Origin of the sequence: Stenotrophomonas sp. GD03794 (assembly GCF_029842145.1) — a bacterium.
Classification (GTDB): Bacteria; Pseudomonadota; Gammaproteobacteria; order Xanthomonadales; family Xanthomonadaceae; genus Stenotrophomonas; species Stenotrophomonas riyadhensis.
This window is the reverse complement of record NZ_JAOCFV010000023.1, coordinates 1-12,037: the sequence shown is the minus strand read 5'-3', so window position 1 is coordinate 12,037 and position 12,037 is coordinate 1. Positions and strand designations below refer to the sequence as shown.

Genomic DNA, 12,037 nt, shown 5'->3' with positions numbered 1-12,037 from the left:
GATGAAGCAACAGGGGGCGAGGGCGCGCATGACGGTGCGCGCCCTGGGACTGGCGATTGCCCTGGCATTGCCGGTCGGGGTGATGGCGGTGGCGCCTGCGGCCACCGCTGCGCCGGCTGAGGTGGCCAGTGCGCCAGGCATGAGCATGGTCACCTTCAACCTGCATCATGACCGCGAGGACTGGCCGAGCCGCCGCCGCACCATCCTGGCCGAACTCAAGCGCCTGCAGCCCGATGCCATCGCGCTGCAGGAGGTGATCCAGCGCCGCAACGTGCGCAACCAGGCGCAATGGCTGGCCAGCCAACTCGGCTACAGGTATGTGTTCGTGTCCACCGATCCAGTCGGGGCACCCAAGCGCTACGGCAACGCGCTGCTGAGCCGCCGCCCGATCCTTGCCCAGGGCGATCATCTGCTGCAGCCATTGAATGATTACCGCACGGTCGCTCACCTGCGCATCGACGTCGACGGCACGCCGGTGAACGTCTACGCCACGCATCTGAACGAGCGCAACGACGAGAGTGGGCAGCGCATCCGTCGCAGCCAGGTCGAGGACCTGCTGCGCTTCATCACTGCAACGTCCGCCGGTGCGCCGGTGGTGATCGCCGGCGATTTCAATGCGCTGGTGGATGCCGGTGACCTGAGCGAGCTGCGCAGCCACTACGGCGACAGCTACGGCAGCGTGCACGTCAATACCGACCTGGCCGGGGTCAGTACGCTCAATCGTCACTACTACCAGGCGCCCTCGCGGATCGACCACATCTTCTTCCAGCAGGACGAGATGGTCGCGCGCGAGGCGAAACTCCTGTTTGACCAGCCCGACGACAGCGGTCGCTGGGCTTCCGATCACTACGGCGTGTGGACCCGGTTGCAGTTCGCACCGAAACCCTGACGGAGCACGCTCCGGTAGCTGCCAACCTTGGTTGGCACGGGCGTGTCCGCGTTCGCTCCAACAACGGCGCCAACCAAGGTTGGCCTCTACCAGAGCGCTGCACGCGTCCGAGGCACAAACAGAAACGGCGGGGATCATTGATCCCCGCCGTTTCGTTTTCACGCAATCAACGTGCGATCAGTTCGCCGGCGGCGTGCGCTTGGCGGTCTCTTCGTCTTCTTCATCGGCCTTGGCTTCCGCAGCCTGGGCTGCAGCGTCGGCATGGCCATCGGCGACCGGATCGATCGACGGCGTCACCACGGCTTCGGCCACCGGGGCAGCGGCTTCGATCGGCGCGGCTTCGACCGCCACCGGAGCGACCGGCTGTTCGACGATCGGCGCAGTCTCGACGACCGGCGTGGCTTCAACGGCCGGGGCGGCCTCCACCACCGGGGCAATCTCACTGGCTACCGGCTTGGTTTCAACCACCGGGGTTGCTTCAACAACCTGCGGCTTCGATTCCACCACCGGTGCCGCCTCGACCACGACCGGCTTCACCTCCACCACCGGAGCGGCTTCAACGACCGGGGCAACCTCAGCCGCCGCCGGCTTTGCGTCCGCTACCGGAGCCGCAACGGCCACCGGCTGGACCGGGGTCGCGGCGTCGATGGCATCGAGCATGCTGGTCTGCACCGGCGAGGACACCGCTTCAGCCTTGGCAGCGGCTTCCACCGGGGCCTGCGTTTCGGCCACGGCCGGCGCGGCGGTTTCGACCACGGCGCTGCTCACCACTGCGACCGGCGCGGCGACAACGGCAGCGGCGGCACGGACCGGCTTCGCGGCGTCGGCGGTCGGCTCGACGTCATCATCGAAGTCGAATTCCGGCTGCGAACGGGCCGGCTGCGCAGCAGCGACCGGCGTGGTGCCGGCGATGTTGTCGACGTTCGGCTCGGCGCCATCGGCGTCATCGCCTTCGTCACCATCGTCCTGGTCATCGCCCAGGGCGTCGCTGCCAGCGGCATTCTCGGCGCCACCGCGACGACGGCGACGGCCACCGCGACGGCCGCGACGACGGCGGGTCGCGCCTTCGCCGGTCTGCTCGCCATTGGCGTCGGTTGCAGCCTCTTCACCGGCAACCGCAACCACCTCGGCTTCGCTGGCGGTGTTGGCAGTCGTGTCGACCGGTGCTGCGGCTTCTGCCGGAGCGGCGGCCACCGGAGCAACCGGCGCGGTCGCTTCCTGCGCGGTCACCGCATTGGCGGCGACCGCCGTGGCGGCCACGGCGGCAGCCGCGGTCACGGCTTCGGCCGGTGCTTCGGCGGCGTTGCGCTGCGGCTTCTCGGCCGGCTTGTCACCGTCCTGTTGCGGGCGCGGCTGCTTCGGCTGCTTCAGCTTCGGCTGCTGCGGGTTCTGGTTCTGGCCTTGCTGCTCGTTGCGCGGCTTGCTCTGCTGCTGCGGCTGCTGCTGGCCATCCTTCTGCTGCGGCTCCTTCTGCTTGCCTTGCTGCGGTTGCTGCTGGGCATTGCCGTTGTTGCCGTTGCGGCCGTCCTTGCTGCGCTGCTCACCGCGGTCCTTGCGGTTGCCGCCGTCCTTCTGCTGCTGCGCGTTGGCGTTGCCACCATTGCCACGGTTGTCGTCGCGGCGATCCTTGCGGTCCTTGTTGCGATCCTTGTTGCGGTCCTTGCGGCCGCCGTCCTGCTGCTGGCGCGCAGCAGGGGCTGCCGGCGCCGGCGCGGGGGCAGGTTCGCCACCGAACACGCGCTTGAGCCAACCGATCACGCCGCCCGCCGGGGCCGGCGCCACCGGCGCTGCAGCGACCGGAGCCGGGGCCACTGCGGCCGGTTCCACTTCCTCACGCACCGGGGCGGGGGAGGTGTGCTTGACCTGGGTCACCGCCGGCGGCGGGATGTTCAGCTGGCCCTTGGTCAGCGCATGCACCGGCAGCTTGCGCGGGGTGCCGCGCTGGTAGCTGGGCTTGCTGCTCTCTTCACCCAGCTCGTTCTCACGCAGGCGGGTGACGGTGTAATGCGGGGTGTGCAACTGCTCGTCGGCGACGATCACGATCGGCGCCTCGTGGCGCTGCTCGATCTCGCGCAGGGCGCTGCGCTTTTCGTTCAACAGGTAGTTGGCGATCTCCACCGGGGCCTGCACCAGCACCTGCCCGGTGTTCTCCTTCATCGCATGCTCTTCGGCGACGCGGATGATCGACAGCGACAGCGACTCGACGCTGCGCATGCGGCCGTGGCCGTCGCAACGCGGGCAGACGATCTGGCTGGATTCACCCAGGCTCGGGCGCAGGCGCTGGCGGCTCATTTCCAGCAGGCCGAAGCGCGAGATGCGGCCGACCTGCACGCGGGCACGGTCGTACTTCAGCGCGTTGGCGAGGCGGTTCTCGACCTCGCGCTGGTGCTTGTTGGAGGCCATGTCGATGAAGTCGATCACCACCAGGCCGCCGAGGTCGCGCAGGCGCAGCTGGCGGGCCACTTCCTCGGCTGCTTCCAGGTTGGTCTGGAACGCGGTGTCCTCGATGTCGCTGCCCTTGGTGGCGCGCGAGGAGTTCACGTCGACCGCGGTCAGTGCTTCGGTCTGGTCGACCACGATCGAGCCGCCCGACGGCAGGCGCACGTTGCGCTCGTAGGCACCTTCGATCTGCGATTCGATCTGGAAGCGGTTGAACAGCGGGATGTCGTCCTTGTAGTGCTTGAGCTTGCGCAGGGTCTGCGGCATCACCTGCTGCATGAACTCGCGGGCGTGCTCGTACATCTCCTCGGTGTCCACCAGGATCTCGCCGATGTCGGCGCGCAGGTAGTCACGCAGGGCGCGCACGATCAGGCGCGATTCCTGGTAGATCAGGAACGGGGCCGGCTTGCTCAGTGCGGCTTCGGCGATGGCGCGCCAGACGTTGAGCAGGTAGTCCAGATCCCACTGCAGCTCTTCCGCATCGCGGCCGACGCCGGCGGTACGGATGATCACGCCCATGTCGTCGGGGATGTTCAGCTTGTCCAGGGCGTCCTTCAGGGCGGCCCGGTCTTCGCCCTCGATGCGACGGGACACGCCGCCGGCACTGGGCGAGTTCGGCATCAGCACCATGTAGCGGCCGGCCAGCGAGATGAACGTGGTCAGGGCGGCGCCCTTGTTGCCACGCTCTTCCTTGTCCACCTGGACGACGATCTCCTGGCCTTCCTTCAGCAGCTCGCGGATGCCGGCCTTGTTGTGGTCGACACCGGCCTGGAAGTAGTCGCGGGAGATTTCCTTCAGCGGCAGGAAGCCATGGCGGCCACCGCCGTACTCGACGAAGGCTGCTTCCAGCGAGGGCTCGATGCGGAAGATCCGGCCCTTGTAGATGTTGGACTTCTTCTGTTCCTTCGACGGCTGTTCGATGTCGATGTCATACAACGACTGGCCATCCACGATGGCAACACGCAGCTCTTCAGCCTGCGTGGCGTTGATCAGCATTCGCTTCATTGTTGCGTTCCTCGCAAGCGGCTACCGCGCGGAACGCCATGGGGTTTCGCCTCTGGACACGGTTCGCCGCCCATTCGCGCAAGCGCGGGGAGGGCGGCTTGGGTTTCCAGCGCTACGACACCACGGCAGGCCGCGGGAGCGCTTCACTCTTATGGGTTTTGGGGTGTTACAGGCCGCAGGCAGCTGTCAGCCAGGCTGGAGCGCCACGCGGGACATGTTCAGCACGGTTGCGTGTCAGGCATCCGGCGATGGCCGGGAAGGCCGGTGAGCCGCTAACATGGCCGCCCCGCGGGCGGTGGTCGCGCACTGTGCCGGATTCGTCGGAAGCTGGGCTTCTGGCCCTGAGTAACTTCCAACGAAATCAATCCCTTATCTCGCCCCCCGAGTGTAACAGAATAAACAGCCTGATGACCGCCCAAGACCCCACCAAACCCGCTGGCGACAAGCCTTCCGTGCGCATGATCACCGTTCCCGCCGACCGCGCAGGCCAGCGATTGGACAACTTCCTGCTCGGCCAGCTGAAGGGTGCCCCGCGCAGCCTGGTCTACAAGCTGGTGCGCAGCGGCCAGGTGCGGGTAAACGGCGGCCGCGCCAAGGCCGAACGGAAGCTGGAGGCCGGTGACGAAGTGCGTGTGCCGCCGGTTCGTCTCGCTGAGGAAGGAGACAAGGCCGGTCCGCCGGAGGCGTTCATGCGCCGCCTGGAGCAGGCCATCGTCTTCGAGGATGCCCGTCTGTTGGCCCTGAACAAGCCGACCGGCGTGGCCAGCCACGGCGGCAGCGGCATCAGTTTCGGTGCCATCGAGACCCTGCGCGCCCTGCGCCCAGGCCAGACCCTCGAGCTGGTCCACCGGTTGGATCGCGACACCTCGGGCCTGCTGATCGTGGCCAAGAAGCGCTCCGCGCTGAGCGAACTGCAGGCGCTGCTGCGTGAAGATCACGGCGCCGGCATCCGCAAGCGCTACCTGACCCTGCTGGCCGGGCGCATGCCCGACGGCGTGATGACGGTCGATGCGCCGCTGCACGTGGGTCTGCGCCAGGGCGGCGAGCGCCATGTGCAGGTCAATGCGATCGGCAAGGAATCAATCAGCCACTTCCGTGTGCTGGAGCGTCGCGGTGGTCATTCCTACTGCGAAGTCCGCATCGAGACCGGCCGTACCCACCAGATCCGCGTGCATGCCCAGCATCTGGGGCATCCGGTGGCCGGTGACGACAAGTACGGCGATCCTGCGGTCAACAAGCGGCTTCGTGAGCAGATCGGGCTGAAGCGCCTGTTCCTGCACGCGGCCTCGCTGGAGTTCGCGCTGGACGACGGCAAGAGCCCGTACGTGCTGAACGCGCCGCTGGCCGATGAGCTGGTCGAGGCGCTGGACCGGCTGCGCTGAAGCTGGCGCCGGGCCGTGCCCGGCGCTCCCGTTGTAGAGTCGAGCCATGCTCGACTGGCTTTTCGCGCGCCCCGGCCGAAGAACAGTCGAGCATGGCTCGACTCTACAGGGCGGGTCGCAAACCCCTCACCACTTGAACAGCACCAGGCTGATCGCCAGCGTGCCCATGCCTGCCACCAGCCCGTACACCGTTTCGTGGCCCTTGGCATAGCGCTTGGCCGCCGGCAGCAGTTCATCCAGCGCCAGGAACACCATCACGCCGGCGATCAGCCCGAACACCCAGCCGAAGGTGGCGTGCGACAGTGATCCGGACAGCAGCCAGTAGCCCAGCGCCGCACCCACCGGTTCGGCCAGGCCGGACAGCAGGCTGGCACTGAACGCGTAGAACTTGTTCTGGGTGGCGAAGTACACCGGCACCGCAATGGCGATGCCCTCGGGAATGTTGTGGATGGCGATGGCGAAGGCCAGCGGCATGCCGACCGACGGACTCTCCAGCGTGGCAAAGAAGGTTGCCAACCCTTCCGGGAAATTGTGCGCGGTGATCGCGATCGAGGTCAGCAGGGCAACCCGCTTCAGGTACTCGCGGCTGTTCTCGCGGAACGCCGGGTCCTGCTTGTCCAGGCTGTCATGCGGGTTGGGGATGAAGTGGTCGATCAGCACGATCACGATCACGCCCAGCAGGAAGGCCAGGGTGCCGTAGGTGAAGCCGGTGCGCTCGCCATAGGCCAGGGCGAACGACGCAATGGACTTGTTGAGGATCTCCGACAGCGACACATAGACCATCGCGCCGCCGGCGAAGGCCAGGCCGAAGGCCAGCAGGCGCGGATTGGGCCGGCGCGAGAACAGCACCAGCAGGCTGCCGATCGCGGTGGCGAGGCCGGCCGCGAGGGTGACCGCCAGCGCGATCCAGATGTTTTCGGGGGGAATCTGCAGCATCTACCGACGCGGTCCTGGTCAACAGACAACCGCCCCGGGCAGTGCCGGGGCGGCGAGGGCGAGGCGGGCGTCGGCTGGCCTCGTCGGGGTGTGCGCGATCAGCCGCCGCGGCGCAGGCGTTCTTCGATGGCGAAGCACTGGTCGGGCTTCGGCTGCGGCGGGTTGAAGCTGACCGGCACCTGGATGGTGGCCGGCACCGGTTGGCCGTTGCGGGTGGCGGCATTGAACTGCCAGCCCTGCACGGCGGTCCTGGCCAGCTCGTCCAGCTGCGGGTTGCCGGCGCCGGTCAGCAGAGCCACTTCGCTCGGCTTGCCGTCGGTGCCGATGGTCACCTTGAAGGTGCTGGTGCCACCCACGCCCATGCAGGCCAGCTCAAGCGGGTACTGCGGCGGCGGCGTCTTCACCGCGGCCACTTCGGTCGGCGGCGGCGGGGGCGGTGCCGGCGGTTCGGACGCGCCACAGCCGGCCAGGCCGGTCGCAGCGATCAGGGACAGGCTCAGCAAACGTACGTTCATGGCAGTTGCTCCGTCAGGGCCGAAGTCTTTGCCGCGCAGATGAAGTCGTTCTCGCTCAGGCCACCCACGTCGTGGGTGGAAAAGCGCACGACCGCGCGGTCATAGTGCACGCCAAGGTCCGGATGGTGGTCCTCGCGGTGTGCGATCCAGGCCAGCGCGTTCACGAAGGCCATGGTGGCGTAGTAATCCTTGAAGCGGAAGGTGCGCAGCAGGGCCTGGCCACCCTCGCTCAGCTCCCAGCCGGGAATCTGCGGCAGCAGTTCGGCCAGGCGGGCTTCGCCGAGCTTGTGGTCGCTGCCTTTGCGCGGCACGCAACGGGCCTGGGCCAGTGGAATCAGGTCGGCCATGGGAATCTCCACCTCGTGTTGACTGAACAATGCGCCGGACGGTGTATAAACCGAATGAGCGGCTGACGCTTACTTGGCTAGAATAGCCTGATGATCCAGATCTCCGACACTGCCCAGACCCATTTCCGCAAGCTGATCGAACGCGAGGGCGTGCCCGGCATGGGCGTGCGCCTGAGCGCGGTCGAACCTGGCACGCCGCGCGCCGATGCCCGGCTGGAGTTCGCCGAACCGACCGACCTGCTCGGTGACGAGTGGGCGGTGGACTGCGATGGCTTCACCCTCTACGTCGATGCGAGCAGCGTCGGCTGGCTCGATGGCGCCGAGATCGACATCGTCGCTGGCACCGCCGGTACCCAGCAGCTGACCATCAAGGCACCGCGCATCAAGGGCGAGGCCCCCGGCGATGCCGCGTCGCTGGTCGAGCGCGTGCACTGGGTGGTGGAGAACGAAGTCAATCCGCAGCTGGCCTCGCATGGCGGCAAGGTGGCCGTGCAGGAGGTTTCGGCCGACGGCGTGGTGCTGCTGCGCTTCGGCGGTGGCTGCCAGGGCTGTGGCATGGCCGACGTGACGCTCAAGCAGGGTATCGAGAAGACCCTGATGGGCCGCGTGCCAGGCGTGACCGCCGTGCGCGACGCGACCGACCACGACAGCGGCCACGCGCCTTACATCCCGCGCGGCAACGTCGCCTGACTGCTGACGCGTGCCTCTGACCCGGGCCGAGCAACTCATCGAACTGCTGCTGGCCCGCCAGCAGCCCCGCGCCGTCCTCGAGAAGACCACGCGCCTGCCCTATGGCTGGGCGCTGTGGCTGCGCTCGCTGGGCCCGCTGCCGCGGCCGTTCCACGCCCGCGAAGTGATTGCGGTATTGCTGCCACGCCCGCTGCCAGGACCGCCGGGCCAATCGCCTCGCCTGTCGCCCTGGCAGGCGCTGCGCCGGTTGTTCTGGCAGGACTGGGATGCTGCGCCGCGCGATCAGCGCTGGATGCGCTGGACCTCGGCGTTGGCCAGCGCGCTGCTGCACCTGCTGTTCTTCATGCTGCTGCTGTGGGTTGCGGTGATCCGCACCACGGCACCGGAAGCAGAGGGCGCCGAAGGCGAGCGTGTGCAGGTGGAATTCGTCGGTCGCGCCACCCAGGAAGGTGGGGGCGATCAGCCGGGTGCCGAGGCGGCTGCGGCGGCACCGGCCGGCCAGGTTGCCGCCGGCCGGGAAGCGGGGGCTGCGACTGCACCTGAGCCGCGTCCTGCGGCCGCGTCGGCGCCTGCGCCCGCACCGACTCCAGCACCGGCAGCCAGCGTGCCGTCGCCGCCGGCCGAAGTCGAGCCGGCCCCGCTTGCGGCCCCGCCACCGTCGCCGGTGCAGGCCACCGAAGTGGCGCAGGCCAGCACGGATTTCGTGGTGCCGCCGGTCAGCGTGCCGCGCACCGAGGTCAGCATCGTGCCGCGTGACACCACACCCACGGTGCGCGAGCGCAGCGTGCAGCCGGTGCAGGCGCCGCCAACCCCAACCGCGATGCGTGCGCCGCAGATCGCGGTGCGGACGCCGCAGCTGCGTGACATCCCGGTGCAGGAGCGCGAAGTCAGTACGGTCGATGCACCGGCGGTGTCGCAGCCGCTGCGCACGGCCGATGTGCAGGTGCGCGTGCCGCAGCGGGACGTACAGGTGCGCGAGCGTGAAGTGCAGGCGGTGGTTGATCCGCAGGTGCGGATGGCGACCGTCGCCGGTCGTGAACCGGCAGTGCGTGCGCCGGCGGGTCGTGACGTACAGGTGCGCGAGCGCGAAGTAGCCTCGGCACCGGTGGCAGCCCCTTCGTCTTCCAGTGGCAATGCACCCGCGTCAACGCCCGCGCCGGCGGCCAATGGCAGCGCGACGCAGGCGAGCAGCAGCGCCGCGCGGCCTGCTGCATCCAGCACGACCCCGGCCCAGGCTGGAGCGCGCCCGGCCCCCGATCCGGGCAACTGGGCCACGCCCGCCAAGGGCGATGACTGGGGTGCATCGAGCCGCAGCCATGACGGCGCCGCCACTGGCGCCCGCCAGGCCAGTACCAGCGGCAAGGGCAGTGGCCTGTTCAATGCCGATGGCAGCGTCCGCGTGCCGGGCCAGGAAGGCGAGGGTCGTGCCGAGCGCGGTGCGCCCGGTGGCGCCAACGATGGCTGGAGCAAGGAACGCATCGCGCAATCGGGCACCTGGTTGAAGCGACCGCCGTACGACTACACGCCCACGTCGTTCGACAAGTACTGGGTGCCGCAGGAATCGCTGCTGGCTGAGTGGGTGCGCAAGGGCGTCAAGGCGATGGAGATTCCATTGCCGGGTACCAGCACGAAGATCTCCTGCGTGATCTCGATCCTGCAGGCCGGTGGTGGCTGCGGCCTGACCAACCCCAACATGCAGGACCAGCCGGCGGTGGCACGACCGCCGCCGGACATCCCATTCAAGAAAGAGCTGCAGGAAGATAACGGGAGCCGCTAGGAAGGGCGCGCGGGCCCCACACGCTGGCCGGCTCGCGCGTTGGTAGGTGCCAACCTTGGTTGGCACAGAAGCGCCGACCAAGGTCGGCCTCTACCAAAGCATCAGCGCATGCCGACCAAGGTCGGCATCCACCAGGGCAGTAACCTCACGCGCTCTGCGACAGGAACACCCAGAACCGCACGTCACGGCCGACCTGCTGGCCGGCTCGCGCTTTGGTAGGTGCCAACCTTGGTTGGCACAGAAGCGCCGACCAAGGTCGGCATCTACCGGATGCACGCATGCCGACCAAGGTCGGCATCCACCAGGGCAGTGACCTCACGCGCTCTGCGACAGGAACACCCAGAACGGCACGTCGCGGCCAACCCAGTCGCGGCTGGCTTCGTCCATCACGTCCAGCAACGTGTCAAAGTCCTTCTGCGTGGAGGCGCGCAACGTGTCCACGTCGGCCAGGAACAGCGCGTAGCCGTTGGCCGGCAGCCACTGCAGGTCGCGCAGGTTGTCCGACAGGGCATCCCAGTTGCCGCCGAAGCCTGCCGGAAAATCCATCTGCGCGGCCAGCCGGGCCAGCAGGGTGCGCTTGTCGGCCACGCCTTCCAGGTCGATGTGGATCACCTTCAGTCCGGCATCGCGCATCGCCGCGGCCAGTGCGCTGATGTCGTCGCTGTCGATGGCGTAGACGCCAGCGTTGTTGATGTCATGCAGGCCGAGGCCGAAATCATCGTGGCTCATTGCTGCGCTCCCTGGGCTGGCACGGTGAAGCTGCGGAACGATGCGTAGTGGTCGTCGGTGTAGTACCACGCCTCCGGCGGATCGCCACCGGTGACGATGCGGCGCGTGCCGCGGGTACGCGCACCGGGGGTATCGACGGTGTACTCGCGGTAGTAGCCGCGCGGGCGCTGCGGCAGCTGCTGTTCGCGGTTGCCGAAGGTGCTGCCGTCCTGGCGATGCGGGAACGGGCCACCACGCTGGATCAGGGCGATGGTCTGGCGTGCTTCAGCCGGCAGGAACGCGGGCAGGCCGTTGTCCTTGCCGGGCGTGGCCGTGGCAGGCGCCCGTGCCGTAGGCGCTCCCTGCAGGTCCGGCGCGAACTGCGGCGCCGGTGGCCGCTGCAGGAAATGGTTGGCGACCAGGCCGAGCAGCAGCAGGGCGATGGCGGTGATCAGCAGCCGGGGGTTGCGCATGGGCAGGGGCGGGCGAGGGTGGTGCACGCACTGTAGCGCCTGCGCGCTGCACGGTGCATGAGGAGATCGCCGCGTCACTGATGCGTAACAATTGCCGTCGTGCTCACTGGCAGGACGCAATTTCCTTTACATCCCCCTTGGTAATCTGGCGGTCTGTCCCCATCATTCACCGCGCACCGCCCGACATCGTCGGGTGCCCTCGCAATCAGGAGATGCATCATGGCCTACACCCTGCCCAAGCTGTCCTACGCCTACGACGCGCTGGAACCGCATATCGATGCGGCGACGATGGAAATCCATCACACCAAGCATCACCAGACCTACATCAACAACGTCAACGCGGCGCTGGAAGGCACCGAGTACGCTGACCTGCCGGTCGAAGAGCTGGTGAAGAAGCTCAAGTCGCTGCCGGAGAACCTGCAGGGCCCGGTGCGCAACAACGGTGGTGGCCATGCCAACCACTCGCTGTTCTGGACCGTGATGGCCCCGAACGCCGGCGGCAACCCGGTGGGCGACGTGGCCAAGGCCATCGACAAGGACCTGGGCGGCTTCGACAAGTTCAAGGATGCCTTCACCAAGGCGGCGCTGACCCGTTTCGGCAGCGGCTGGGCGTGGCTGAGCGTGACCCCGGACAAGAAGGTCGTGGTCGAGAGCACCGGCAACCAGGACAGCCCGCTGATGGAAGGCAACACCCCCATCCTCGGCCTGGACGTGTGGGAACACGCGTACTACCTGAAGTACCAGAACCGCCGCCCGGAATACATCGGCGCGTTCTTCAACGTCATCGACTGGAACGAAGTCGAGCGCCGTTACCAGGAAGCGATCGCCTGATCGCGGTAACAGGATGAACAGAAAAGGCCGGGGGAGACCCCGGCC

At 67.9% G+C, this 12,037-nt stretch carries 11 protein-coding genes; 5 read left to right on the top strand and 6 right to left on the bottom strand.

What is annotated here, in order from left to right; all coding sequences use genetic code 11:
• The first annotated feature begins 1 nt into the window (after position 1).
• On the top strand, positions 2 to 889 hold the full coding sequence (locus N5D91_RS13490; protein WP_110712879.1) for an endonuclease/exonuclease/phosphatase family protein: 888 nt from the start codon (positions 2 to 4) through the stop codon (positions 887 to 889).
• Positions 890 to 1,066: 177 nt separating this feature from the next.
• On the opposite strand, the gene N5D91_RS13485 is transcribed toward N5D91_RS13490, so the two are convergent.
• On the bottom strand, positions 1,067 to 4,333 hold the full coding sequence (locus N5D91_RS13485) for an Rne/Rng family ribonuclease (RefSeq protein WP_180855035.1): 3,267 nt from the start codon (positions 4,331 to 4,333) through the stop codon (positions 1,067 to 1,069).
• A 407-nt stretch (positions 4,334 to 4,740) separates the two neighbouring features.
• On the opposite strand from N5D91_RS13485, the gene N5D91_RS13480 reads away from it, so the two are divergent.
• Positions 4,741 to 5,715, top strand: coding sequence for an RluA family pseudouridine synthase (locus N5D91_RS13480; protein WP_110712877.1), 975 nt, complete (start codon positions 4,741 to 4,743; stop codon positions 5,713 to 5,715).
• Between the two features lie 126 nt (positions 5,716 to 5,841).
• On the opposite strand, the gene zupT is transcribed toward N5D91_RS13480, so the two are convergent.
• From zupT to N5D91_RS13465, 3 genes are all read right to left on the bottom strand, one after another.
• A complete protein-coding gene (zupT, locus tag N5D91_RS13475; RefSeq protein ID WP_014037815.1) occupies positions 5,842 to 6,651 on the bottom strand; it encodes a zinc transporter ZupT in 810 nt (269 codons plus the stop codon).
• 98 nt (positions 6,652 to 6,749) lie between these two features.
• Positions 6,750 to 7,166 carry an energy transducer TonB gene (locus tag N5D91_RS13470; RefSeq protein WP_164161923.1) on the bottom strand — a complete coding sequence of 139 codons (417 nt, stop codon included), beginning with the start codon at positions 7,164 to 7,166 and terminating at the stop codon, positions 6,750 to 6,752.
• Complete coding sequence (locus N5D91_RS13465) at positions 7,163 to 7,513, bottom strand: 4a-hydroxytetrahydrobiopterin dehydratase (RefSeq protein WP_100440645.1); 351 nt, start codon at positions 7,511 to 7,513, stop codon at positions 7,163 to 7,165. Before N5D91_RS13465 ends, N5D91_RS13470 begins: the two co-directional genes overlap by 4 nt.
• Positions 7,514 to 7,603: 90 nt before the next feature.
• Here N5D91_RS13465 and N5D91_RS13460 point away from each other — a divergent pair, with 90 nt between their 5' ends.
• Both N5D91_RS13460 and N5D91_RS13455 read left to right on the top strand, forming a co-directional pair.
• Entirely contained in the window at positions 7,604 to 8,203 is a 600-nt protein-coding gene (locus N5D91_RS13460; RefSeq protein WP_153855957.1) for an NfuA family Fe-S biogenesis protein, read from the top strand.
• A 10-nt stretch (positions 8,204 to 8,213) separates the two neighbouring features.
• The gene (locus tag N5D91_RS13455) at positions 8,214 to 9,980 is read left to right on the top strand and encodes a hypothetical protein (RefSeq protein ID WP_180855036.1); all 1,767 of its coding nucleotides are present in this window, start codon (positions 8,214 to 8,216) and stop codon (positions 9,978 to 9,980) included.
• 315 nt (positions 9,981 to 10,295) lie between these two features.
• Here the strand turns inward: N5D91_RS13455 and N5D91_RS13450 are convergent, their stop codons facing one another.
• Together N5D91_RS13450 and N5D91_RS13445 are read right to left on the bottom strand one after the other, a co-directional pair.
• Complete coding sequence (locus N5D91_RS13450; protein WP_110712873.1) at positions 10,296 to 10,709, bottom strand: barstar family protein; 414 nt, start codon at positions 10,707 to 10,709, stop codon at positions 10,296 to 10,298.
• Positions 10,706 to 11,161 carry a ribonuclease domain-containing protein gene (locus tag N5D91_RS13445; RefSeq protein WP_110712872.1) on the bottom strand — a complete coding sequence of 152 codons (456 nt, stop codon included), beginning with the start codon at positions 11,159 to 11,161 and terminating at the stop codon, positions 10,706 to 10,708. The genes N5D91_RS13450 and N5D91_RS13445 overlap by 4 nt, the downstream gene beginning before the upstream one ends.
• A 219-nt stretch (positions 11,162 to 11,380) precedes the next feature.
• On the opposite strand from N5D91_RS13445, the gene N5D91_RS13440 reads away from it, so the two are divergent.
• Positions 11,381 to 11,992 (top strand): superoxide dismutase, encoded by a 612-nt coding sequence (locus N5D91_RS13440; protein ID WP_005410310.1) that lies wholly within the window; start codon positions 11,381 to 11,383, stop codon positions 11,990 to 11,992.
• Positions 11,993 to 12,037: the final 45 nt, after the last annotated feature.

What these genes read in the sequence shown, in the direction of transcription:
- N5D91_RS13490 (WP_110712879.1), top strand. Translation starts at nt 2, where the DNA reads ATGAAGCAACAGGGGGCGAGGGCGCGCATGACGGTGCGCGCCCTGGGA.
- N5D91_RS13485 (WP_180855035.1), bottom strand. Translation starts at nt 4,333, where the DNA reads ATGAAGCGAATGCTGATCAACGCCACGCAGGCTGAAGAGCTGCGTGTT.
- N5D91_RS13480 (WP_110712877.1), top strand. Translation starts at nt 4,741, where the DNA reads ATGACCGCCCAAGACCCCACCAAACCCGCTGGCGACAAGCCTTCCGTG.
- zupT (WP_014037815.1), bottom strand. Translation starts at nt 6,651, where the DNA reads ATGCTGCAGATTCCCCCCGAAAACATCTGGATCGCGCTGGCGGTCACC.
- N5D91_RS13470 (WP_164161923.1), bottom strand. Translation starts at nt 7,166, where the DNA reads ATGAACGTACGTTTGCTGAGCCTGTCCCTGATCGCTGCGACCGGCCTG.
- N5D91_RS13465 (WP_100440645.1), bottom strand. Translation starts at nt 7,513, where the DNA reads ATGGCCGACCTGATTCCACTGGCCCAGGCCCGTTGCGTGCCGCGCAAA.
- N5D91_RS13460 (WP_153855957.1), top strand. Translation starts at nt 7,604, where the DNA reads ATGATCCAGATCTCCGACACTGCCCAGACCCATTTCCGCAAGCTGATC.
- N5D91_RS13450 (WP_110712873.1), bottom strand. Translation starts at nt 10,709, where the DNA reads ATGAGCCACGATGATTTCGGCCTCGGCCTGCATGACATCAACAACGCT.
- N5D91_RS13445 (WP_110712872.1), bottom strand. Translation starts at nt 11,161, where the DNA reads ATGCGCAACCCCCGGCTGCTGATCACCGCCATCGCCCTGCTGCTGCTC.
- N5D91_RS13440 (WP_005410310.1), top strand. Translation starts at nt 11,381, where the DNA reads ATGGCCTACACCCTGCCCAAGCTGTCCTACGCCTACGACGCGCTGGAA.